General features: G+C 70.8%; 19 protein-coding genes, 1 tRNA gene and 1 other RNA gene. 15 read left to right on the top strand and 6 right to left on the bottom strand.

Features of this window, described 5'->3' with window-relative positions; genetic code table 11:
• Positions 1 to 14: 14 nt before the first annotated feature.
• Positions 15 to 1,211 (top strand): acetate/propionate family kinase, encoded by a 1,197-nt coding sequence (locus ITJ50_RS01160; RefSeq protein ID WP_017888677.1) that lies wholly within the window; start codon positions 15 to 17, stop codon positions 1,209 to 1,211.
• Between the two features lie 761 nt (positions 1,212 to 1,972).
• Here ITJ50_RS01160 and ITJ50_RS01155 read toward each other — a convergent pair.
• Positions 1,973 to 2,647 (bottom strand): SDR family oxidoreductase, encoded by a 675-nt coding sequence (locus ITJ50_RS01155; protein ID WP_159556719.1) that lies wholly within the window; start codon positions 2,645 to 2,647, stop codon positions 1,973 to 1,975.
• Between the two features lie 37 nt (positions 2,648 to 2,684).
• On the opposite strand from ITJ50_RS01155, the gene ffs reads away from it, so the two are divergent.
• The 12 genes from ffs (at position 2,685) to ITJ50_RS01095 (ending at position 17,098) form a co-directional block, all read left to right on the top strand.
• Positions 2,685 to 2,781: signal recognition particle sRNA small type (gene ffs, locus ITJ50_RS01150), an RNA gene on the top strand.
• A gap of 185 nt (positions 2,782 to 2,966) precedes the next feature.
• A complete protein-coding gene (locus tag ITJ50_RS01145; protein WP_194589755.1) occupies positions 2,967 to 5,804 on the top strand; it encodes a DNA polymerase III subunit gamma and tau in 2,838 nt (945 codons plus the stop codon).
• Complete coding sequence (recR, locus tag ITJ50_RS01140) at positions 5,804 to 6,403, top strand: recombination mediator RecR (RefSeq protein ID WP_194589754.1); 600 nt, start codon at positions 5,804 to 5,806, stop codon at positions 6,401 to 6,403. Before ITJ50_RS01145 ends, recR begins: the two co-directional genes overlap by 1 nt.
• A gap of 116 nt (positions 6,404 to 6,519) precedes the next feature.
• Entirely contained in the window at positions 6,520 to 7,785 is a 1,266-nt protein-coding gene (locus ITJ50_RS01135; protein ID WP_017888681.1) for an aspartate kinase, read from the top strand.
• Positions 7,786 to 7,828: 43 nt separating this feature from the next.
• Positions 7,829 to 8,881 carry an aspartate-semialdehyde dehydrogenase gene (locus ITJ50_RS01130; RefSeq protein WP_017888682.1) on the top strand — a complete coding sequence of 351 codons (1,053 nt, stop codon included), beginning with the start codon at positions 7,829 to 7,831 and terminating at the stop codon, positions 8,879 to 8,881.
• 98 nt (positions 8,882 to 8,979) lie between these two features.
• Complete coding sequence (locus ITJ50_RS01125) at positions 8,980 to 10,467, top strand: malate:quinone oxidoreductase (protein ID WP_017888683.1); 1,488 nt, start codon at positions 8,980 to 8,982, stop codon at positions 10,465 to 10,467.
• Between the two features lie 58 nt (positions 10,468 to 10,525).
• Positions 10,526 to 11,656 carry an Rv2578c family radical SAM protein gene (locus ITJ50_RS01120; RefSeq protein WP_194589753.1) on the top strand — a complete coding sequence of 377 codons (1,131 nt, stop codon included), beginning with the start codon at positions 10,526 to 10,528 and terminating at the stop codon, positions 11,654 to 11,656.
• Positions 11,657 to 11,826: 170 nt separating this feature from the next.
• Positions 11,827 to 13,047 carry a sensor histidine kinase gene (locus ITJ50_RS01115; RefSeq protein WP_194589752.1) on the top strand — a complete coding sequence of 407 codons (1,221 nt, stop codon included), beginning with the start codon at positions 11,827 to 11,829 and terminating at the stop codon, positions 13,045 to 13,047.
• Positions 13,044 to 14,273: a hypothetical protein gene (locus ITJ50_RS01110; RefSeq protein ID WP_159556707.1), complete on the top strand. Its 1,230-nt coding sequence runs from the start codon at positions 13,044 to 13,046 to the stop codon at positions 14,271 to 14,273. The genes ITJ50_RS01115 and ITJ50_RS01110 overlap by 4 nt, the downstream gene beginning before the upstream one ends.
• 61 nt (positions 14,274 to 14,334) lie before the next feature.
• The gene (locus ITJ50_RS01105; RefSeq protein WP_017888687.1) at positions 14,335 to 14,961 is read left to right on the top strand and encodes a response regulator; all 627 of its coding nucleotides are present in this window, start codon (positions 14,335 to 14,337) and stop codon (positions 14,959 to 14,961) included.
• Entirely contained in the window at positions 14,961 to 15,587 is a 627-nt protein-coding gene (locus ITJ50_RS01100) for a thymidine kinase (protein WP_017888688.1), read from the top strand. Before ITJ50_RS01105 ends, ITJ50_RS01100 begins: the two co-directional genes overlap by 1 nt.
• 449 nt (positions 15,588 to 16,036) lie before the next feature.
• The gene (locus ITJ50_RS01095; protein WP_017888689.1) at positions 16,037 to 17,098 is read left to right on the top strand and encodes an LLM class flavin-dependent oxidoreductase; all 1,062 of its coding nucleotides are present in this window, start codon (positions 16,037 to 16,039) and stop codon (positions 17,096 to 17,098) included.
• Positions 17,099 to 17,183: 85 nt separating this feature from the next.
• Here the strand turns inward: ITJ50_RS01095 and ITJ50_RS17715 are convergent, their stop codons facing one another.
• From ITJ50_RS17715 to ITJ50_RS01070, 5 genes are all read right to left on the bottom strand, one after another.
• A complete protein-coding gene (locus ITJ50_RS17715) occupies positions 17,184 to 17,801 on the bottom strand; it encodes a response regulator (protein ID WP_017888690.1) in 618 nt (205 codons plus the stop codon).
• On the bottom strand, positions 17,798 to 18,823 hold the full coding sequence (locus ITJ50_RS01085; RefSeq protein WP_194589751.1) for a sensor histidine kinase: 1,026 nt from the start codon (positions 18,821 to 18,823) through the stop codon (positions 17,798 to 17,800). The genes ITJ50_RS17715 and ITJ50_RS01085 overlap by 4 nt, the downstream gene beginning before the upstream one ends.
• A gap of 270 nt (positions 18,824 to 19,093) precedes the next feature.
• Positions 19,094 to 19,167, bottom strand: a tRNA-Pro gene (locus ITJ50_RS01080).
• Between the two features lie 93 nt (positions 19,168 to 19,260).
• Positions 19,261 to 20,217, bottom strand: a complete 957-nt coding sequence (locus tag ITJ50_RS01075; protein WP_194589750.1) for a metallophosphoesterase — start codon at positions 20,215 to 20,217, stop codon at positions 19,261 to 19,263.
• Positions 20,214 to 22,775, bottom strand: a complete 2,562-nt coding sequence (locus ITJ50_RS01070; protein WP_052481775.1) for a transglycosylase domain-containing protein — start codon at positions 22,773 to 22,775, stop codon at positions 20,214 to 20,216. The genes ITJ50_RS01075 and ITJ50_RS01070 overlap by 4 nt, the downstream gene beginning before the upstream one ends.
• A gap of 50 nt (positions 22,776 to 22,825) precedes the next feature.
• Between ITJ50_RS01070 and ITJ50_RS01065 the strand changes: the two genes are divergently transcribed.
• Together ITJ50_RS01065 and ITJ50_RS01060 are read left to right on the top strand one after the other, a co-directional pair.
• A complete protein-coding gene (locus tag ITJ50_RS01065; protein WP_017888699.1) occupies positions 22,826 to 22,984 on the top strand; it encodes a DUF4177 domain-containing protein in 159 nt (52 codons plus the stop codon).
• The gene (locus ITJ50_RS01060) at positions 22,981 to 23,442 is read left to right on the top strand and encodes a RidA family protein (RefSeq protein ID WP_042538874.1); all 462 of its coding nucleotides are present in this window, start codon (positions 22,981 to 22,983) and stop codon (positions 23,440 to 23,442) included. The genes ITJ50_RS01065 and ITJ50_RS01060 overlap by 4 nt, the downstream gene beginning before the upstream one ends.
• Positions 23,443 to 23,467 lie beyond the last annotated feature (25 nt).

Here is a 23,467-nt window from a genome sequence, read left to right as displayed (position 1 = left end):
AAAGTGACCACCCCGTGACCGCAGCCCTCGTCGTCAACTCCGGCTCGAGTTCGTTCAAGTACCAGCTCATCGAGCTCGAGGACGAGCGCACGCTCGCCTCCGGCCTCGTCGAGCGCATCGGCGAATCCGCCGGGGCCTGGAAGCACACCAACGCGCTGACGGGGGAGTCGTCGTCCAACGACGCCGCGTCGGTGCCCGACCACGCGGCCGGGTTCCAGGCGATGATCGACGCGTTCGCGAAGGTCGGCCCGTCGTTCGACGAGCACCCGCCCGCAGTCGTCGGCCACCGCGTCGTCCACGGCGGCACCACCTTCGACCGCGCGACGGTCGTCACCGACCAGGTCGAGCAGCAGATCGAGGACCTCAACAGCCTCGCGCCGCTGCACAACCCCGCCAACCTCGAGGGGATCCGGGCCGCGAAGCAGGTGTTCTCGGACGTCCCGCACGTCGCCGTGTTCGACACCGCGTTCCACCAGACGATGCCGCCGCACGCCTACACGTACGCGATCCCCGCCGACCTGGCCGCCGAGTACGGGATCCGCCGCTACGGTATGCACGGCACCAGCCACAAGTACGTCTCGGAGCAGGCCGCGGAGTTCCTCGACCGGCCGCTCGCCGAGCTCAAGACGATCGTGCTGCACCTGGGCAACGGCGCCTCGGTCGCGGCGATCGACGGCGGGAAGTCCATCGAGACCTCGATGGGGCTCACCCCGCTCGAGGGGCTCGTCATGGGCACCCGCTCCGGCGACCTGGACCCTGCGGTCCTCATCCACCTGCACCGCGAGGCCGGGATGACCTTCGACGAGCTCGACACCATGCTCAACAAGCGGTCCGGCCTGCTCGGCCTGACGGGCAGCGGCGACATGCGCGACGTGCAGGACGCCGCCACCAAGGGCGACGAGCAGGCGGAGGCGGCGCTCGCCGTGTACCGCCACCGCATCCGTCGCTACGTGGGCGCCTACACGGCACAGCTCGGCGGGCTCGACGCGGTCGTGTTCACCGCGGGGGTCGGCGAGAACAACGCGCTGCTGCGGCGCCGCGTGCTCGCGGGGCTCGAGCACCTGGGCATCGAGGTCGACCCGGACCGGAACGAGCTGGCGTCGCGGGACGCCCGCCGCATCTCGACGGACGGCTCGCGGGTCGCGGTGCTCGTGATCCCGACGAACGAGGAACTCGAGATCGCTCGGCAGTCGGCTGCGGTCGCGCTCTGAGGGGTGCCGTCGCGGCGTGCCGCCGAGGCGTCGCACGTCGCACGTCGCGGTGTCGCGGCGGCACGGTGCGGTGTTCGTGGGTGGGTGCGGGGTTGCCTGCTGGGTGCGCGTTTGCGGCGCGGCACGGGGCGCGGAAGTCCGCACGGGGTGAGTAGGTGCGCACGGTGCGGACGGGAGGCGCGGGGCGGGTTGGCTGCGTGCCTCCCGTCCGTCGGTGGGTCGCGTCGCGGCGGCACGGTGCGGTGTTCGTGGGTGGGTGCGGGGTTGGCTGCTGGGTGCGCGCTTGCAGCGCGGCACGGGGCGCGCAAGTCCGCACGGGGTGAGCAAGTGCGCACGGTGCGGACGGGAGGCGCGGGGCGGGCTGGCTGCGTGCCTCCCGTCCGTCGGTGGGTTGCGTCGCGGCGGCACGGCACGGTGCGGTGTTCGTGGGCTGGTGCGGTGTTGGCTGCTGGGTGCGCGTTTGCGGCGCGGCACGCGGCGCGGAAGTCCGCACGGGGTGAGTAGGTGCGCACGGTGCGGACGGGAGGCGCGGGGTGGGTTGGCTGCGTGCCTCCTGTCCGTCGGTGGGTTGCGTCGCGGCGGCACGGTGCGGTGTTCGTGGGCTGGTGCGGAGTTGCCTGCTGGGTGCGCCTTTGCGGCGCGGCACGGGGCGCGCAAGTCCGCACGGGGTGAGGAGGTGCGCACGGTGCGCGGCCCGGCACCTTCGGCGAGGAGCTCGCACGGGGTGACGAAGCGCGCACGGTGCCGGCTGCACCGACGGGTCAGGTGAGGGCGTTCAGCGCCGCCGGGATCGGGGTGTCGCCACTGGTGACCTCGAACTGCACGCCGACCGCGGCATCGTCGAGCAGTGCGTGCAGGACGACGGTCGCGACGTCCGCACGGGGGATTGAGCCCCGTGGCACCGTCCGGCCGACGTCGACGGTTCCCTGCGGGGGAGTGTCCAGCAGCCCGCCGGGACGCACGATCGTCCAGCGGAGGCGTCGAGCCCGCAGGTTCGCGTCGGCCTCGGCCTTCGCCCGCAGGTAGACCTGGAACACCGCGGCGTCATCCTGGGCGGGCACGACCGCGAGCTGGGGGTCGTAGGTGTCGGCCGCCATCGCCGAGATCATCACGTAGCGCTCGATGCCGGCACGCTCGGCGGCGTCGGCGAGCAGGATCGCGCCGTCGCGGTCGACCGTGAGCTTCCGTTCGGCGCCGCTGTTCGGTCCGGCACCGGCGGCGAAGACCACGGCATCCACCCCACGCAAGCGCAGCGCCAGGTCGTCGTCGCCGAGCTGCTCCAGGTCCGCGACGATCGCACGGGCCCCCTGTTGCTCGACATCGGCCACGTGCGCGGGGTTGCGGACGATGGCGACGGCGTCGTGGCCGGCGTCGGTGATCTGGCGGGCGAGGAGCAGGGCGATCTGGCCGTGTCCTCCGGCGATGGCGATCTTCATGTGTTCGAGTCTGCCCGTCGCGTCCGGTAGACTTCTCGGCGGCTCCTCACGTGACGCCATCCAGGCCAACTCCCCCAGGGCGGAAACGCAGCAAGGGTAACCAGGCTCTGGCGGGTGCGTGAGGAGTCTTCTTCGTTCCCGGAGGGTAACCAGGGCTGCGCTGATCTCGTGTGCGGGTGCGTGAGGAGTCTTCTTCGTTCCCGGAGGGTAACCAGGGCTGCGCTGATCTCGTGTGCGGGTGCGTGAGGAGTCTTCTTCGTTCCCGCCGGGCCTGTGGACGGGCACGCGGGTTGTCGGTCGTGACGGCTACCCTTGTCGCGTGGTCACCGCCCTGTATCGCCGTTACCGGCCCGAGAACTTCGCCGAGCTGATCGGGCAGTCGCAGGTCACCGACCCGCTCCGCACGGCGCTCCGCACGAACCGCGTCAACCACGCCTACCTGTTCAGCGGGCCCCGTGGCTGCGGCAAGACGACCTCGGCCCGCATCCTCGCGCGCTGCCTGAACTGTGCCGAAGGTCCGACGGACACCCCGTGCGGTGTCTGCCCGAGCTGCGTCGAACTCGCCCGCGACGGCAGCGGATCGCTCGACGTCATCGAGATCGACGCGGCGAGCCACAACGGTGTCGACGACGCACGTGACCTGCGCGACCGTGCCGTGTTCGCCCCGGCTCGCGACCGCTACAAGATCTTCATCCTCGACGAAGCGCACATGGTGACGCCGCAGGGCTTCAACGCGCTGCTCAAGCTGGTCGAGGAACCCCCGGAGCACGTCAAGTTCATCTTCGCGACGACCGAGCCCGAGAAGGTCATCGGCACCATCCGGTCGCGCACCCACCACTACCCGTTCCGGCTCGTCCCGCCCGCGGTGATGCTCGAGTACATCGAGCAGCTCTGCACGCAGGAGTCCGTCTCCGTGGCACCCGGCGTCCTGCCCCTGGTGGTGCGCGCGGGTGGCGGGTCGGTCCGTGACACCCTGTCGCTGCTCGACCAGCTGATGGCCGGCAGCGAAGACGGTGCGATCGCCTACGAGCGTGCCGTCGCCCTGCTCGGCTACACCGACGCAGCCCTGCTCGACGACGTCGTCGACGCCCTGGCCGTCGCCGACCCGGCTTCCGCCTTCGCCGCGATCGACCGCGTCGTGCAGACCGGGCAGGATCCCCGCCGCTTCGTCGAGGACCTGCTCGAGCGCCTGCGCGACCTGATCGTCGTGGCGGCGACGAACGAGAGCGCCGCCGCCGTCCTGCGCGGCGTCTCGCCGGAAGAGCTCGACACCATGAGCCGCCAGGCCGGGGTCTTCGGTGCGACGGGGCTCTCCCGCTCCGCCGACATCGCGAACCGTGCCCTCACCGACATGACCGGTGCGACCTCGCCCCGGTTGCACCTCGAACTCATGACGGCCCGGATGCTCGTGCCCGAGGCCGACGACACCCAGCGCGGAGCCCTCGCCCGGGTGGAGCGCCTGGAACGTCGTGTCGGTGTCGGTGACGTCGGTGGACACGACGCCGGTGGGCACCAGGTCGGCGCCGGTGAGCAGTCCGCTCCGGCCGTCGCCGCTGCACCGCGTCGTGAGCAGCCGGCGGCCGCGGCTCCCGCAGCTCCTGCTCCCTCCCTCGCGCCGACGCCCGTTCCGGCACCGGGTGCGGCTCGCACGACGGCCCCCGAGCGTCCGGCTGCACAGCAGAGCGCGCCCCAGGCCGATTCCGGGGCCGTCGCTCGTGACGCCGCGGCGTCCTGGGCCGCGGTCGCTCCGAGCGCTCCGGAAGCGCCCGCACAGACGCCGACCTCGACCGGGGCCTCGAAGCCCCAGGACGCGAAGTCCGGGGCTGAGCCGGTCAGTCCGTCGTCCACCGGTCAGGGCACGACGATCGGCGACGAGCCCGCCGTCCGGACCGTCGGTGCCGTCGGCTTCCAGCAGATGCGTGACTCCTGGCCGCAGATCGTCGAGCACGTGCAGCACGCCAAGCGTTCGGCGTGGTCGGTGGTCGTCACGGCGCAGGTCACCGCGCTCCGCGACGACGTCCTGACGCTGACGTTCCCGAGTCAGCAGGACGTTGCTTCGTTCAAGGAGATGTCCGATCCCTCGGCCAGCGTCAGCGAACTGCTGCGCGCCGCCATCGTCGACGTGCTCGGGCTCCGCGTGAAGTTCGTCGCCCGCGGGCCGGGTCAGCAGCAGCGTCAGCAGCAGCAGTCGGCTCCGGCCCAGCAACCTGCTCCGGCGCAGCAGGCTGCACCGGCCCAGCAACCTGCTCCGGCGCAGCAGGCTGCACCGGCCCAGCGTCCGGCTCCCGTTGCCCAGGCCCCCGCCACCGCGGCACCGGAGTCCCCGGCGCCGAAGTCTGCTGACGCGCCCGCGCCCGCGACAACGGCTGCTCCGGCGCCGGAGTCGCAGGCAGTGCCCGCTGCAGCCGCGGAGCCGGAAGCAGCCCCTGCGGCAGCAGCGGTACCCGAGGCCGTGTCGGAACAGCAGGCCGCGAAGGCCGCGCCGGCACCGGAGGCCGCGCCGGCCCCCGCAGCACCGACCTCGCCCGCGCCGCAGCGTGACGCGGCACCCGCCGATCCCACCCCTGCTCCCTCGGGCGCACCGGTGACCGACTGGGCGGTCGCGACGATCCCCGCAAACGACCCCACCGCTGACGCCGTCCCGGAGTCCGTCGAGCCGAGCTGGGCAGCACCGTTCGGCACCGCACCGGCGTCCGCACCGGTCGCCCCCGCCGAGACCACCACGACGGAGCCGACGCAGCCAGCAGCACTCGCGCGACCTGCTGGTGCCACGGGTGGGCAGCCCGACCAGCCGACCACCCCGGGGCAGCAGGCGGCGTCCGGAGCGGCAGCCGTGCCCCCCGGCGGTCCCGTCGTGCCGGGCGTCCCCGTCGACGACTACCCGCTCGACGACGAACCGTACGACGACGGCGCACCGTTCCCCGACCCGGGGATCGGTCGTGGCGCGGCGACCGCATCCGCGGCGCCGGCGGCCCCGGCGCAGCAGGCCGCACCGCAGCGCGCGTCCCAGCCGTCGGCACCTGCCGCCGCTGCTCCGCGCACCGCGCCGCCCGCGCGCCGCGCGCCGGTCGCGGGTCGGTACGGCGAGGCGGTCGTGCGTGAGATCCTCAACGCTCAGTTCATCGAGGAGACCGCCCTCCACCAGGACGGTGCCTGATGTACGACGGGATCGTCCAGGACCTCATCGACGAGTTCGGCCGCCTGCCCGGCATCGGCCCGAAGTCGGCGCAGCGCATCGCCTTCCACATCCTGCAGACCGAGTCGTTCGACCCGAGCCGACTGTCCGAGCTGCTCGCCGACGTCAAGGAGCGGGTCCGCTTCTGCGAGATCTGCGGCAACGTCACCGAGAACGTGCAGTGCAGCATCTGCCGTGACCCGCGTCGTTCGCCCGCCACCATCTGCGTGGTGGAAGAGGCGAAGGACGTCGCGGCGATCGAGCGGACCCGCGAGTTCCGCGGGCTGTACCACGTGCTCGGCGGGGCGATCAGCCCGATCGACGGCATCGGCCCGGACGACCTGCGCATCCAGCAGCTCCTGACGCGCCTGGCCGACGGCACCGTGGCCGAGGTCATCATCGCGACCGACCCCAACCTCGAGGGCGAGGCGACGGCGACGTACCTCAGCCGGCTGCTCGTCCCGATGGGCATCCGCACCACGCGGCTCGCGTCGGGGCTGCCGGTCGGCGGCGACCTGGAGTACGCCGACGAGGTCACGCTCGGTCGTGCCTTCGAAGGCCGCCGCGTCGTCGGCGGCTGACCGCCACGCAGGATCCTTGCGTCGGGGCCCGCTCGCACGCAACATCCCCGAAACACCCTCTACCATTGTGAGACCGCGTGACCTCGCGGTGTCGCCGTCTCCGGGAGTACCAGCCAGTGGCCTTGATCGTGCAGAAGTTCGGTGGTTCATCCGTCGCGGACGCCGAGAGCATCAAGCGCGTGGCGAAGCGGATCGTCGAGACGAAGAAGGCCGGCAACGACGTGGTCGTGGCGGTGTCGGCGATGGGCGACACCACCGACGAACTCGTCGACTTGGCGCACTCCGTCACGCCGATCCCCGCCGGCCGTGAACTCGACATGCTCCTGACCGCGGGGGAGCGCATCTCGATGGCGCTGCTCGCGATGGCGATCAAGAGCCTCGGGGTCGAAGCGTCGTCGTACACCGGCAGCCAGGCCGGCATGCTCACCGACGCCCAGCACGGCAAGGCCCGCATCGTCGACGTCACCCCGAAGCGCGTGCGTGAGGCGCTCGACTCCGGCCACGTCGCGATCGTCGCCGGGTTCCAGGGCTTCAACCGCACCACGGGCGAGATCACCACGCTCGGTCGTGGCGGCTCCGACACCACGGCCGTCGCCCTCGCCGCAGCGCTCGACGCCGACGTCTGCGAGATCTACACCGACGTCGACGGCATCTTCACCGCCGACCCCCGTGTCGTGCCGAAGGCCCGCAAGGTCGACCGCGTCACCAGCGAAGAGATGCTCGAGCTCGCAGCCTCGGGTGCCAAGGTCCTGTACATCCGCGCCGTCGAGTACGCCCGTCGGCACGGGGTCACGCTGCACGTCCGGTCCTCGTTCAACAACAACGAGGGCACCATCGTCTACAACCCTGCCGAGGGGGAAACCGTGGAAGAACCGATCATCACCGGGATCGCCGGAGACCTCTCCGAGGGGAAGATCACCGTCGTGGGGGTCCCGGACCAGCCGGGCAAGGCCGCTGAGATCTTCACCAACGTCGCGCGCGCCGGGGCGAACATCGACATGATCGTCCAGAACGTGTCGGCTGCGTCGACCGGGCGGACGGACATCTCGTTCACCCTGCCGAAGGACCAGGGCCAGACGGTGCTGACGGCACTCGAGGTCGCGAAGGCCGACATCGGCTACGAGAGCATCCAGTACGACGACCAGATCGGCAAGCTCGCCCTGGTCGGCGCTGGGATGCGCACGAACGCCGGTGTCTCGGCGCAGCTCTTCCGCGCCCTGCACGACGCGTCGATCAACATCGAGATGATCTCCACGTCCGAGATCCGCATCTCGGTCGTGACCCGCGCCGACACCCTGAACGAGGCGATGCGGGTCGTGCACAGCGCGTTCGGCCTCGACGCCGACGCCGAGGCCGTCGTCTACGCCGGCACCGGCCGCTGACGCCCGCCGGCTCGTTGATCCGCTGAACCACCAGGAGCACCGCATGACCACCCTCACCGTCGCCGTCGTCGGCGCCACCGGCCAGGTCGGCGCCGTGATGCGCCGCCTGCTCGAGGAGCGCGCGTTCCCGGCCGACCGGGTCCGCTTCTTCGCGAGCGCTCGTTCCGCCGGCACGACGCTGCCGTTCCGCGGCGAGCAGATCGTGGTCGAGGACTCCGAGCTCGCCGACCCGTCCGGCATCGACATCGCGCTGTTCTCCGCCGGGGCCACCGCCTCGCGGGCCCTGGCGCCGAAGTTCGCCGCTGCCGGGGCGCTCGTCGTCGACAACTCGAGCGCCTGGCGCATGGACCCCGACGTCCCGCTCGTCGTGAGCGAGGTGAACCCGCACGCCATCGACCAGGCGCCCAAGGGCATCATCGCGAACCCGAACTGCACGACCATGGCGATCATGCCGGTGCTCAAGGTGCTCGACACCGAGTCCGGGCTCCGTCGCCTCGTCGCCACGACCTACCAGGCGGTCTCCGGCTCCGGGCTCGCCGGCGTCGAGGAACTCCTGGGCCAGGCGAAGGCCGCCCTCGAGCAGGACACCGCTGCGCTGACGCACGACGGATCCGCCGTGACGTTCCCCGAGCCGGTCAAGTACGTCCGCCCGATCGCGTTCGACGTCGTGCCGCTCGCCGGCAGCATCGTCGAGGACGGTCTGGGCGAGACCGACGAGGAGAAGAAGCTCCGCAACGAGAGCCGGAAGATCCTCGAGCTCCCCGACCTGCTCGTCGCGGGCACGTGCGTGCGCGTCCCCGTGTTCACCGGTCACTCCATCTCGGTGCACGCCGAGTTCGAGCGTCCGCTGTCGCCCGAGCGCGCGACCGAGATCCTGTCGAGCGCGCCCGGCGTCGAGCTGTCCGACGTCCCGACCCCGCTGCAGGCCGCGGGCCAGGACCCGGCGTTCGTCGGCCGCATCCGCGCCGACCAGTCCGCGCCCGAGGGCCGCGGCCTGGTGCTGTTCGTCAGCAACGACAACCTGCGGAAGGGCGCCGCGCTCAACGCGGTGCAGATCGCCGAGACCATCGTCGCGCGTCGCTCCGTCGACGCGTAGCGCGCGCCGAGCGCGACCAGCAGACGGACGGGAGGCCCGTGGCGACACCGCCACGGGCCTCCCGTCCGTCTGTCGGGGGACGCCGGTAGGATCGACGGGTGGCAGAGAAGCAGGTGGACCCCATCGACGTCGTCCTGATCGGCGGAGGCATCATGAGTGCCACGCTCGGGGCCATCATCCACAAGCTCGAACCGAGCTGGAAGATCCGCGTGTACGAGCGGCTCGGCACGGTCGCGCAGGAGTCCTCGAACCCGTGGAACAACGCGGGGACCGGGCACTCGGCGCTGTGCGAGCTGAACTACACGCCCGAACTGCCGGACGGCCGCGTCGACATCGCGAAGGCGGTCACGGTCAACGAACAGTTCCAGGTCTCGCGACAGTTCTGGGCGCACCTGGTCGAGACCGGCGTGCTGCCGGAACCGACGAACTTCATCAACCCGACGCCGCACATCTCCTTCGTCTGGGGCGAGGCCAACGTCGCCTACATGCGTGCGCGGTACGAAGCGATGCGCGACCACCCGCTCTTCGCCGGCATCGAGTTCTCCGACGACCCCGCACAGATCCGGCAGTGGGCACCGGCGCTCATCCCCGGTCGCAAGAAGGACCAGCCGATCGCTGCGACGTACTCGGCGGCCGGCTCGGACGTCGACTTCGGGTCGCTCACCCACCAGCTCTTCGACCAGCTCGAGCTCGACGGCGTCGAGATGGAGCCCTCGCACCAGGTCACCAACCTGACCCGCTCGAAGGTGTCCGAGGGCTGGGTGCTCAACGTCCGCAACGAGATCGGTCGGTCGACGCAGCGGATCGCCGCGAAGTTCGTCTTCGTCGGCGCCGGTGGTGGCGCCCTGCACCTGCTGCAGAAGTCCGGCATCCCCGAGATCCGCGGCTACGGCGGTTTCCCGGTGTCGGGGGAGTTCCTGCGGACCGACGACCCCGAGGTGGTGCAGAAGCACTCGGCCAAGGTCTACGGCAAGGCGAGCGTCGGTGCTCCGCCGATGTCGGTGCCGCACCTCGACACCCGCATCGTCGACGGTGGTTCGTCGCTGATGTTCGGCCCGTACGCCGGGTTCAGCCCGAAGTTCCTGAAGCAGGGATCGGTGCTCGACCTGTTCCGCTCGATCCGACCGCACAACCTCCGCCCGATGCTGAGCGTGGCGTTCTCGAACTTCGACCTGGTCCGCTACCTGGTCGGTCAGCTCCTCGCCTCGAAGCGCACCAAGTTCGAGGCGCTCCGTGACTTCATGCCGAGCGCCGAGCCCGAGAACTGGCACCGCATCACGGCTGGACAGCGCGTCCAGGTGATCAAGCCCGACAAGGACAAGGGCGGCGTGCTCCAGTTCGGCACCGAGGTCATCACCGCCGCCGACGGCTCCATCGCGGGGCTGCTCGGGGCGTCACCGGGTGCGTCGACGGCCGTGCCGATCATGCTCACGATGCTGCACCGGTGCTTCCCCGACCGGTGGGACGGCTGGCAGGACGACGTCCGCGCCATGGTGCCGACGTACGGGCAGGACCTCGGTGACGACCCGGAGCTGGCCGACGCCACGCTCGAGCGCACGGCGAAGGTGCTCGGCCTGCACCACTGAGGCCTGCAGCGATCCGCTCCGGCTTGCAGTCCGTTCGAACGTGTGTTCGAATGACGACATGCGGTGGAGTGGACAGGCGATCGACGCGGAGCAGAGCGACGCGCTGCCCGGGATGGAATCGAACAGCGGGTTCGTCCGGAGCGTGACGACGCCCGAGTTCGCCGGGGTGACCTTCCACGAGGTCCTGGCGAAGAGCGCCCTGAACCGGGTGCCGAGCGCAGACGGGTCCGGCACGTACGGCTGGACGATCAACCCCTACCGCGGGTGCAGCCACGCCTGCGTGTACTGCTTCGCCCGCCCGACGCACACGTACCTGGAGTTCGACGGCGGCGCCGACTTCGACCAGCAGATCGTGGTGAAGACGAACGTCGCCGACGTGCTGCGTCGTGAGCTCGGCAAGCCCACGTGGGACCGCCACCCGGTGGCCCTCGGCACGAACACCGACCCGTACCAGCGGGCCGAGGGACGCTACCGGCTGATGCCCGGGGTGATCGAAGCGCTGGCGGAGTCACGCACCCCGTTCAGCATCCTGACGAAGGGCACGCTGCTGCGGCGCGACCTGCCGCTCCTGGCCGAGGCGGCGAAGGTCGTGCCGGTGGACCTCGCGATGTCGATCGCCGTGTACGACGACTCGTTGCAGCAGTCGGTCGAGGCGGGCACCCCGACGACGTCGGCGCGGCTCGCGACCGTGCGTGCCATCCGTGACGCGGGACTCGACTGCTCCGTGTTCCTGATGCCCGTGCTGCCGTACATCACCGACACCCGGGCGCACCTCGACGACGCCGTCGGTCGGGCGGTCGCGGCCGGAGCGACGAGCATCACGTACTCGGCGCTGCACCTGCGGCCGGGTGTGAAGCCGTGGTGGTTCGAGTGGCTCGGCCGTGAACGGCCCGACCTGGTGCAGCGGTACCGCGCGATGTACCTCGACAACACCTACGCACCCAAGGACTACCGGCGGTGGTTGTCGGAGCGCATCCGGCCGATCCTGGCGGCGCACGGGGTGGGGCTCGGGCGGGTGGACCCGGCCACGGGGTCGATGGGGTTCTCGGGGCCGCGTGCGCTGCCGCCGGGTGTGCCGGACGGCCCGCCGCAGGAGCAGTCGGTGCCGACGGTCTCGCCGCTGAAGCGTGCCGACCCCGGGTTCGACCGACGGTCGCTCCGGCCCCAGGTGTCGCAGACGCTCTTCTGATCGGTGATCCGCCGGGCGCTGGCCGGTCCACGTTCGGGGGACAGCAAGACCCGGGGTCGGGTGGCTATCATCGAGCGGGTCGCCGTACGGCCCGGGTTTCGGGGTACACGGCCGCTGCTCCGGTGGTTGGATCGTGGACGGCGCCCTCGCCACCCGAAAGGACTCACCTCGTGCTCGGCATCCCCACGCACCTCGCGCCGCGAGTGAACGCGTGGTCGACCGTGCGCGCCTTCCACGCCGGCGCCGTCGGGTCCCTGGTGGCCGCGGTGATCACGCTCGTGCTCTACGGCCTGTCCGAGCCCGGGGTGCAGGTGGTCGGCACCGCGCTGGCGGTCGTCCCCATGCTCGCCATGATCGGCGTGCACGTGCAGTTCGGCACCCGGCTCTCGGCGATCGCGTTCCTGGCGGTCGGCGGCGTCTGCGCCTGGTGGTTCGCCGTCGGGGTCCAGCAGCAGGTCCCGACCGGCTGGGTGACCTCGTACCTGATGTCCCTCGCGGTGATCCCGCTCATCCTGGTCGGGGGAGCCGGTGCCGTGCCGCGCCGCGTCGTGCTGTGGTCGTTCGTGGGCTTCCTGACCGGGCGACTCGCCACCTGGATCGCCATCGCGCAGGACGGTGCGCCGCCCCGGCCGCTCATCCTGGCCTGGATCACCCTGGGCTTCGTGGTCTCGCTCGTGCTCTTCACGACCCGCAGCACGGGGCGGAGCGAACGGGTGCAGCCCGAGCTCCTGCGCTCGGCCCGTGAAGAGCACGTCTCCGCCTACCGTGCCGGGGTCGAGGCCGAGGCGTCCGCGATCCTGCACGACACGGTGCTCAACCACCTCGGCGCCATCGCGCTGGCACCGGACGGTCCGATGGACCCGCACCTCGCCGAGACCGTCGACGCCGACGTCGCGGTGCTCACCGGCAAGGGCTGGCTCGCCCCGGCCGCCCGTCCGCGCCCGGGTGCGGCGGCCGAGACGTTCGGCAGCATGGTCGACGAGCACCGTGCGCTCGGACTCGACGTCACCGTGTCCGGTGACACCTCGGCGCTCGACCGCCTCGACCAGCGCGCACTCTCGGCGATCGTCCGGGCCGTCGCGCAGTGCCTGGCGAACGTGCGGAAGCACGCCGGCACCGACGCAGCCGAGGTCAGCGTCTTCGACGACAGTGCGTCCTGCACCGTCATGGTCGTGGACGACGGTCGTGGGTTCGACGAAGACGCCACCGGCGCCGACCGGATGGGGCTCCGCGGGTCGGTCCGCGACCGCATCGGACGGGTCGGGGGTGACGTCCAGATCTGGTCGTCACCGGGTTCCGGGACGAGCGTGATGATGACGGTGCCGTACGTGCCGGCCACCGGTGCCGTCACCGTGCCGGCCGCCGCCGACGACCGAGGGGCTGTGCGGTGACCGCGGTCCGTCCGGGCCGGGCGACCCGCCCTGGTCCCCGCCGCACCGCGCAGCAGTACGACCCGCTCGGCGCGATGGGGTCCCGTCCGCTCGTCGTCGTGCTCGGGGCGGGCAGCGTCGTCTGGGCCCTGCTCGTGTCGATCTTCGACCGCGACGTCGTGGGCAGCCCCACGCTGAGCGCCCTCACGGTGCTGCTCGTCGCGGCCTCGGCGGTGGTGGTGTTCACCGCCTCGAGTCCGTTCCGCGCACCGTTCCCCCGTTGGGCCTTCATCGCACACGTCGGGTTGCTCGGCCTGGCCTCGGTCGCGAGCATCGCCGCGCAGTGGGGGCCGGACCGCAGCGCCCTGAACGACTTCATGTCCCTGCTCACCGCGACGGGCATCGTGATGGTCGCCCCGTACCGACCGTGGACGGACCTGACGATCGGCGGGCTCGTGCTGGCCGCGGTCAACGCCGTCGCCTGGGGGGCGGGCGCAGCGGAGTTCCCGCACGAGGTGCCGGTCGCCGTCGCGGCGTTCCTGGCCGCGGCCCCGACACTCGTGCTGACCGCTGCTGCGGCGGTGTTCGCACGGACCTTCACGGGGCTCGCCGAGCGGGTGCAGATCCGTGCCGGGTCGTACTCCGTCGCTCGCGCCGAGCGGGACGGCATCGCGGCGAGCGTGCAGCTGGACCGTTCGACCATCCTGTCCCGTGACGTCGCCCCGTTCTTCGCCGAGCTCCGCACGCGCGACGTCATCACCGACGCCGACCGTGCCCGTGCGCGTGCGATCGCCGACGGCATCCGGGCATCGATGGTCGCCGACGCGGACCGCACCTGGTTCGAGCTCGCCGTCCGGGTGGACGGCGGTGCAGCACCGCTGGTCGACGACCCCGACGGCCTCATCGCGACGCTCGACACCGACCAGCGGACGGTGGTCCGCACCTTCGTCCGAGCGGCCCTGCGCGCCTCGACGGTCGACCCGGCCGGGTTCCGGACGACGGTGCGACGAGCCGACGATACGTCAGGCCCCACGCCGGGCCCCGCGTCGCCGGCTGGTGCGCCGACGCCAGCCACGCCACCAGCCCGCGTGGAGGTCGACATGGAGCTCGCCGTCGCGGACTCCGACATCGGCATCCACCGCACCTTCGACCCGTACTTCGCCGTCCTCCGCGTGACGTTCCCCGACCTCGACGTCGCAGTCCGTCCTTCCGCCCTCGCACTAAGGTTCTCCTATGACCAGCACTGACCCGAACAGGCTCTCGGAGGGGTCGCCGTCCCTCCCGAACCCGGGAGCACGACGTGTTCGGTTGGCCATCCTCGACGACCACGAGGTGCTGCTGGACAGCCTGTCGAGCTGGATCGCGGTGAACGCGTTCGACTTCGACCTGGCCCTGACCGCGCACACCTGGCTCGAGATGGTCCACAGCGACAGCTTCCCGACCGACCTGGTGTTCCTCGACTTCCAGCTCAAGGAACCCGTCTCCATCGAAGCCCGCGTGCGCACCTGCCGTGCCGCCGGAGCGAAGGTGATCGTGCTCTCGAGCGTCGACAGCCGTGAGTCCCGCGACCGCGCCCTGGCCGCCGGCGCCGCGGCGTTCCTGTCGAAGTCGCTGCCGATGCGCGAGGTCATGGACGTCGCGCGCGAGATCATGGGCGTCGCCCGCGAGACCCCGCAGCCCCGCGAGTGGCGTCCGCTGCCGACGGGGGCCACCGCGCACCAGCGGCCGAAGCTCAGCGCCGGTGAGGAAGAGGCGCTGCGGCTCTACGTGTCCGGCTACTCGACGAACGAGGTCGCCGCGCAGATGAACGTGCAGTACGAGACCGCGAAGACCTACCTGCGTCGCGTGCGCGAGAAGTACAGCAAGGTGGGCCGCCCCGCCTCGAAGAAGTCCGACCTCATCCGTCGGGCCGCCGAGGACGGGTTCCTCGCGTAGTGGCGAAGCTCTACTTCCGCTACGGCGCGATGAACAGCGGCAAGAGCACGGGCTTGCTGCAGGCCGCCTACAACTACGAGGAGCGCGGGCACCGGGTGCTGCTCGCCAAGCCCGCGGTGGACACCAAGGGCGACCGTGAGATCGTCTCCCGCCTCGGCGTCACCCGGACCGTCGACATCGTGTTCTCGCCGGATGCCGACGTCCGCGACGCCGTCACCGCCGCCGGAGCCGTCGACCCCGAGTCGGACCGCCTGGACGGCATGGTGCGTCCGGTCAGCTGCGTGCTCGTCGACGAGGCGCAGTTCCTCACCCCGCGCCAGGTCGACGACCTGCTGCGCATCGCGGTCCTCGACCAGGTCCCCGTGATCACCTACGGCATCCGCACGGACTTCCGCACCGAGGCGTTCCCCGGCAGCGCCCGCCTGCTCGAGGTCGCGCACTCCCTCGAGGAACTCAAGACCATCTGCCGCTGTGGCCGCAAGGCTGTCTTCAACGCCCGCACGGTCGACGGCCGCTTCGTCTTCGACGGCTCCCAGGTCGCGATCGACGGTGTCGACGTCGCCTACGAGTCGCTCTGCGCCAACTGCTACCTGACGGAGTCCGGCGGCCGCCTCGACGGCGCCTGACCGCTCGTGCCGGCTGGCGACGACACGACGTCGGATTCGTCGAGTGGTCGCGTCCCGTCGATGATGCGCCCTGATCGTGTCCACTTGCCGGTCACGACACCCCGCTTGGGTTCGCCGCGCGGTCACGCCGCGTCGGCGGTGCGCCCGTCGAGCGACCGTCCGTGACCGGTCCGAAAGGCGCGCGCGGCACGTCGTGACCGCTCGGCGTCCGAGACGGAACCGAAGGCAGGCCGGGAGGCGCGGCGCGGCCCCGCCACGGGCCTCCCGGCCGTCGCATCGCGCGTCCAGGGCACGCCGCGTGCGTCAGCCGAGTGGTCGCGGACTGTCGGTGCCGCAACCTCCAAGCGTCACCTGGTGACCGGTCGGCGGCGGTGTGGCGGCATGTCCTGACCGGTCGAGGTCCCGGTGCCGCGTGGAATGCAGGTGCGCCGGAGCGCGTTGGTGACCACATGACCGACGACACCCTGCACCTGTCCGTCCTCGACCTGGCCACCCGCGAGTACGGCCAGTCCAACACCGAGGCCCTGCAGGGGTCCATCGACATGGCCGTGCACGCCGAGCAGCTCGGGTACGAGCGGTTCTGGGTCGCCGAGCACCACGGGATGCCGGGCATCACGTCCTCGGCCCCGGCGGTGCTGCTGAGCGCCGTGGGCGCGGCCACCTCGACGATCCGCATCGGATCCGGTGGCGTCATGCTGCCGAACCACGCGCCCCTCGTCGTCGCCGAGCAGTTCGGTACCCTCCGTGCCCTGTACGGCGACCGGGTCGACCTCGGGCTCGGGCGCGCTCCCGGCACCGACGGCGCGACCGCCATGGCGCTGCGCCGAACCGACCGACTCGACGTCGACGACTTCCCGCAGCAGCTTGCCGACCTCATCGGCTTCTTCACCGGGATGGACGAGGCGAACCCGCTGTCCCGCATCCGCGCCGTGCCCGGGTACGGGGACGTGCCGGAGTTCTGGCTGCTCGGGTCCTCCGGCTACAGCGCCCAGGTCGCGGGTGCGCTCGGCATCTCGTTCGCCTTCGCCCACCACTTCGCGTCGGACAACACCGAGGCGGCGCTCGCCCTGTACCGCGACTCGTTCCGTCCGTCGCGCTTCCGGCAGACGCCGAACGCGCTGATCGGCGTGCAGGTCGTCACCGACGAGGACCCTGCCGTGATCGAGGAGCAGAGCGCGCCGGGCATGATCTCCTTCATCCGGATGCGCTCCGGCCGGAAGCCCGAGCCGGTGTCGATGGACGAGGCGCGTGCGTACGAGTTCAACGACCTGGAGCGTCGGTTCATCGCGGCTCGCACCGAGCGTCAGGCCTACGGCAACGCCGAACAGGTCGCGGAGAAGATCAACGCGCTCGTGGCGTCGACGGGGGCGAACGGTGTGATCGTGTCGCCCGGCGCTGCGCAGGCGCGGTACCGGCACCAGGCGCTCGACGTCGTGGCCGGGCTGCACGCCGCCGGCAAGCTCGTGCCCGCGGGTGCGTCAGCTGGCGCCGGGGCGTCGTCCGTCGGCTAGTCCGGGTTCGTTCGTCGAGTGAGCAGAAGATGTCGGGCCACCGCTCGTGACTCGACTTCTTCTGCTCACTCGTTCGTGTGGTGCCTCAGGTGAGCAGGCCCAGGCGCGTGGCTGCAGCGACCGCCCCGACGCGGGACCCGACGTCGAGCTTGCGGAAGACGTTGTAGACGTGCCGCTTGACGGTGCCGATCGCGAGTTGCAGGTCGGCGGCGATCTCGGCGTTGGTGCGCGCGGCGGCGAGGAGTCGCAGGACCTCGAGCTCGCGGTCGCTCAACGGTGAGCCGGCACGGGCCTCGGTGACCAGGTCGACGGGGAACGTGACGGGTGCCGCATCGGCCTGGGCTGCCCGGGCGATGCGGTCGACGAGTTCGCGGCTCGGGGTGTCCTTCGTGACGAAGTCGACCGCACCGGCGTCGAGCAGGGTACGACGGAGAACGGCGTCGCGGTGCATCGTGAGCACCACGACGCGGATGTCCGGGCGGGTGCGGCGCACGGTGGCGATCGTGGTGCGCGCCGGCGGGCCGTCGAGCTCGACGTCGAGGAGCAGGACGTCGATGGCGGCGGCCTCGGGGGAGTCGAGGACGTCGGACGGTCGTTCGCCGTGTGCGACGACGCGGATCGTGGGGACGGCGGCCAGGATCGTGGCGAGTCCTTCGCGGAACAGCCGGTGGTCGTCGACGATGGCGACGTGGGTGACGGTCACAGGGTGCCCTTCGGGATCGTCAGGCGGACGGTGGTGCCGGTGCCCGGGGAGCTCTCGACGGCGAGCCGAGCGCCGATCACCGCGGCGCGCTCGCGCATCGTCTGCTGCCCGAGGCGACCGCCGGCGTCGCCCTGCACGTCGAAGCCCGGGCCGTCGTCGGCGACCGTCACGACCACGGCGGCGGCGGACCACGCGAAGCGCACCGAGGTCGTCGAGCCCGGGGCGTGCTTGCTGCGGTTCGTGAGCGCCTCGAGCAGGATCGTCAGCGCTTCCTCGGCCTGCCAGTTCGGCAGCGCAGCGGGCGTCCCCGTCGACTCGATGGACAGCCGGTCGTCGTCGGGGAACAGGTCGCGCACGTGCCGTCGGAGCGCGTCGTCGAGCAGCGCGTCACCGACCCGGGCGTGCAGGCTCACCGCGAGGTCCTGCACGTCGCCGAGGGCGCTCCGGAGCAGCCGTGCGGCGTCCTCGAGCTGGTCGGCGCGCTCGTCGGACGGCGGGTCCGTCAGCAGGACGAGGTCGAGGCGCTGCAACCCGGCGAGGATGCCGTGGGCGACGCGGTCGTGCAGGTCCCGCGCGATCTGGGTGCGGGAGTCCAGGTGCGCCGTGGTGAGGCGTTGGCGCAGTGCCTCCGTGTACGCGACTGCCCCGGCCGGGAACCGGCTCCAGATGCCGGCGTGCAAGGCCCTCGTGGCCCGCAGGACCTCGGCGGTGGACGTCGCACCGACCTCGTCGACGAAGACCGGCAGGTAGGCGTCGAACAGCATCTCCGCCGCGAGCATGGCACCGGCCGGGTGCTGCGCCTGCTCGGCGTGCAGACTGCCGGTCGCCAGGTGGTCCGGATCGAGGTAGGCGTTGCTCACCACGCTGGCCTCGGCTCCAGCTGCGTAGCGCTCGTGCGCCTCGGCGATCATCGACGTCACGTTCTCGACCAGGTTCTGCGTCAGCACCGGGTCGTCGGCGATGTCGGGGAACTGCGCGGCGATCTGCGCGAGGAGGGCAGTGAGTCGATCGGGGATGTCCATGACGGTCGCGAGCGTATCGGCCGTGGTGCCGCGCGGATGTGTCGCACGCCGCACGATGGGCCACCGGACACATCGCGCACTGCATGCCCGAGGCGTTGACGGACTCGTCGCCGAACGAACCCGTACCCGCCGCTCGAGGTCCGCCGCCGCACTCGCGGCGACCCGACGTCGGGACCTGGAGTGGTTCTTCGATGTCGAGGGTGTCCGGGGAAAGCAGAAGGCCCTGGTTCCGGAGAACCAGGGCCTTCTTCGTACTGTCTCAACACAGTGTCGGGGTGACAGGATTTGAACCTGCGACCTCCTCGTCCCGAACGAGGCGCGCTACCAAGCTGCGCCACACCCCGCGGTGTGGTCACCCCGTACCGGAGCAACCAGTCAATAGTATCCGATGATCCAGGGTGCTCACGACCATCCGGCGAACTCCCGGGCGCGTCGGTTCAGGAAGCCCGCGCGGTGAGGGTGACCACAACGGCCTCGGGTCGGCAGGCGAACCGGACGGGCGCGTAGATCGAAGTTCCGAGACCGGCCGAGACCTCGAGCCAAGACCAGTGGTTGCGGTGCTCCCACTTGTGCAGCCCGCTGGCGTACCGGCGGGGGAGGTCGCTGTTCGTGACGAGCGCGCCGACCCCGGGGACCGCGACCTGGCCGCCGTGGGTGTGCCCGGCGAAGATGATGTCGGCGCCCTGCGTCACGAACGCGTCGAGCACACGGCGGTATGGGGCGTGCGTGACACCGATCGCGACGGGAGCGGGGCCGTCCTCGTCCTCGGACCACGGCACGTCGCTGCGCATCTCGTCGACGTTGGTGGGCAGCAGGTCGAGGCGGTCCCAGTCGCGGTGCGCGTCCGAGGTGCCGAACAGCTCGAACCGGGAGCCGCGGAGCTCGATCGCGTGCGCCTGGTCGTTCAGGTCGAGCCAGCCGAGCGACTCGAAGAACGCCGTCTGCCGGTCGATGTCGAGACCGACGGGCTCCGCCGCCTTGTGCATCCGGCTCGGGCCCGAGAAGTACTTGAGCGGGTTGCGCGGGGACGGCCCGAAGAAGTCGTTCGACCCGTAGGCGAACACCCCGGGCACCCCGCGGAACGGCTCGAGCGCGTACTCCACGGCAGCGTTCGCGGTCGCGTGGCCGAGGTTGTCCCCGGTGTTCACGATGAAGTCCGGTTCGACCAGGCTCAGGTCGCGCAGCCACTGCTGCTTGTCGGCCTGCCACGGGGCCATGTGGATGTCGGACAGGTGCAGGACCGTCACGTCACGGGAACCCCGCGGGAGCACCGGGACGGTCTCCCACCGGATCCCGAAGCGGCGACGTTCGACGAGCGAACCCCACGCTGCCGAAGCAGCCCCGACGGCCGCGCCTGCAGCGAGGACGCCGAGTGCGGCGCGGCTGCGGGTCACTTGCAGTCCTTGGGCGCCTTGCCGTCCTTGTCGCCGTAGAGCTTGATCCGCACCTGGTCGTCCTTGTTTGCCGTGGAGCTGATCGCCGGGTCGACCGCGGCGACCTTGCAGGTCTTGCCGCCGCCGCCCTTGGCGTAGTCATCGGTGATGCTGACGTTGGTGAAGCCGGCATCGTTCAGGGCCGAGCGGGCATCCCCGAGGGAGTTGCCGCCGATCTCCGGAACGGTCGCCTGGGTGCCGTCCGACGTGTAGACGGTGACGCTCGAGCCCGAGGACAGGAGCGCACCCGCCGCCGGGGAGGTGGAGGTCACGGAACCGGGGTTCCCCGGGCCGGGGCGCGCACCGCCGTCGACGTAGGTGAACCCGGCGCCCGAGATCGCAGCGCGGGCCTCGTCCGCCGTCTTGCCCTGCAGGTTCGGCAGGGCCTTGGCGTTGCCGCGGATCGCGGTCTGCTGTGGGTCCGTGAACGGGCCAGCGGGGTAGATCGCGTTGATCGGGGTCATGGCCTCGCGCCACACCTTGGCGCGGTCTCCGGCGTACGTACCGCCGACACCGTTGCTGTAGTGACGAAGGTTGTTCTTCTTACCGTCGGTGTTGCCCTGCCAGTAGGCGGTGGCGACTCGCGAGCTCGCACCGACGAGCCAGATCTGGTCAGCCTCGTCGGTGGTACCCGTCTTGCCGAACAGCTGGGTTCCGTCGGGCGTCTGCGCGCCCACTGCCGTTCCGCTCCTGATCGTGCCCTTCATCGCGTAGATGGCCGCCTGGGCGAAGGCCGGATCGACGGCCTGCTGGCAGTCCTTCGTCTGACCGCCCAGCTTCTTGCCGGACGGGGAGGTGATCTCGTCGATGGCGATCGGCTTGCAGTAGATGCCGTTGTTCGCGACGGCGGCGTAGGCAGCTGCCATGGTCATCGGAGCGATCTCGTTCGTGCCGAGGATCGCGGAAGGGTTCTGGTACTGGAGCTCTCCGCCGTCCGCCCGGTGGACACCGAGCGACTGCGCGATGTCACGGATGTCGCAGAGGTCGAGCTTCTGGGCCATCGAGGCGAACGCACCGTTGATCGAGCCCGCGGTGGCTCCCATCACGCTCCAGTTGCCGCCCTCGCCCGGAGCGTCGTTCGACACCGGGAAGGGGGTTCCAACGGTTTCCCCACAAATGGTCCAAGGGGAAATGGTCCGTTCCGCGCCGCTCACGGTTTCGTTCAAGCCGTGTCCGGCCTTGACCCAGTCGAGCAGGGTGAACAGCTTGTACGTTGAGCCCGTCTGGAAGCCGCCCGAGCTGCCGTACTTGTAGTCGACGCTGTAGTTGATGCTGGTCGACGTGGGTGCGGACTTCAGCGACTCGTCGAAGTCCTTGTTCTGCGCCATCGTGATGATGCGCCCCGAACCGGCCTCGATCGAGTTGAGCGTCGACCCCAGGGCCAGGTTCGTCTCGGCCTTGTTGTCGTAGGTGTTCAGCAGGCGCTTCTGCTCGGCGTTCAGATCGATGTTCAGCGTCGTCTGGATCTTGTAGCCGCCGTTGCGCCACGCGGTGTCGCGGGCCTTCTGCGAGGAGCCGAGCTGCGACATCTCGAGCACGACCTTCTTGGCGTAGTCGCAGAAGAACTGCGAGCCGTCGCCGACCGAGGACCGGCACCCCTGCGAGGGCTGCGTCAGGTGCACGTAGTCCGCCGGCTTCGACAGGCGGGCCTTGCGGTACTCGGCCTCGGTGAGGTTCTTCTGGGCGTACATCGAACGGAGCACGACGTTGCGTCTGGCGACGTTGGCGTCGTACTTCTTCGGGTTCGACAGGTTGCGCGCCTCGGGGTACTGCACGATCGCGATGAGCGACGCAGCCTCGGCCGGGGTCAGGTCGGTCGCGCTCTTGTTGTAGTAGTGCTGCGCCGCGGCCTGCACGCCGTAGGTCTGGTCGCCGAAGTAGGCGATGTTCAGGTAGGCGGTGAGGATCTCCTTCTTGGAGTACTTCTTCGCCAGCCCGATCGCGAGCTTCATCTCCTCGAGCTTGCGGGGGATGGTCTGTTCGACGGCCTCGTTGTAGGCCTTCTCCTGCTCCTTCTTGGTGGGGAGGTTCAGGGCTTCGTTCATCTTGATGTTGCGGACGAGCTGCATGGTCAGCGTCGACCCACCGCCCGAGTCGCCGAGGCCGCCCGCGATGCTGCCCACACCGGCGCGGATGAGCGACGTCATGTCGACGCCGCCGTGGTCGTAGAAGCGCTTGTCCTCGCCGTCGATCGCCGCGTTCTTCAGCTGGTCGCTGATCTGGTCGAACTTCAGCTCTTGGCGGTTCTGGTCGTACAGGGTGGCGAAGTGCACGGACTTGCCGCCCGAGTACGCGTACAGCTCGTTGCGCTGCGGCAGGTCACCGATCTCGATGTACTCCGGCAGGGACTCGAACACACCGATCGTGGACGTCGTGGTGACACCGGCGACGGCGATGGCCGGCGTGACGCCGATCGTGACGAGCAGTCCGGCGAGGGCACTGAACCCGACGAATCCGATGAAGGCGCCGACTGCTGAGACGGGCTTGGTCCGCGATGCAGACGTCTTCTGGGCAGACATAGGATGCAGCCTAAACGACACCCCCGACTGAAAGGCTGGCAAGGAACCGCATGACTCGCTGGGAGTACTTCACCACGCCGCTGATGATCCACAACACCACCGCGATCCTCAACAACTACGGGGACGAGGGTTGGGAGCTGGTCCAGATCGTCACCGGACCCGAGGGTGGCCTCGTCGCCTACCTGAAGCGCCCCAAGGCCGACGCATGAGCGTCTCGGACCGACTCGCCGAACTCGGCCTGACGATCCCTGCGGTCGCCGCGCCCGTCGCCGCCTACGTGCCCGCCGTCGTGACGGGCCAGTACGTCTACACGGCGGGTCAGCTGCCCTTCGTCGACGGCACCCTGCCCGTGACCGGCAAGGTCGGTGCCGACGTCGACGCGGAGACCGCTGCCGCCCAGGCACGCGTCGCCGCGCTGAACGCCCTGGCCGCCGTGCAGTCGGTCGCCGGTTCGCTCGACCGCGTGGCCCGAGTCGTCAAGGTCACGGTCTTCGTCGCGTCGGACCCGTCGTTCACCGGCCAGCCCGGTGTCGCGAACGGCGCGTCGACCCTGGTCGGCGAGGTCTTCGGCGACGCCGGCGTCCACGCGCGGAGCGCGGTGGGCGTCGCCGTGCTCCCGCTGGACGCGCCGGTCGAGGTGGAGCTGGTGGTGGAACTCACCGCCTGACGGCAGCGACCGACGGAACGAACGT

This window comes from Curtobacterium sp. VKM Ac-2889, assembly GCF_015350855.1.
Lineage (GTDB): Bacteria > Actinomycetota > Actinomycetes > Actinomycetales > Microbacteriaceae > Curtobacterium > Curtobacterium poinsettiae.
This window is presented reverse-complemented; position numbering and strand designations above follow the sequence as displayed.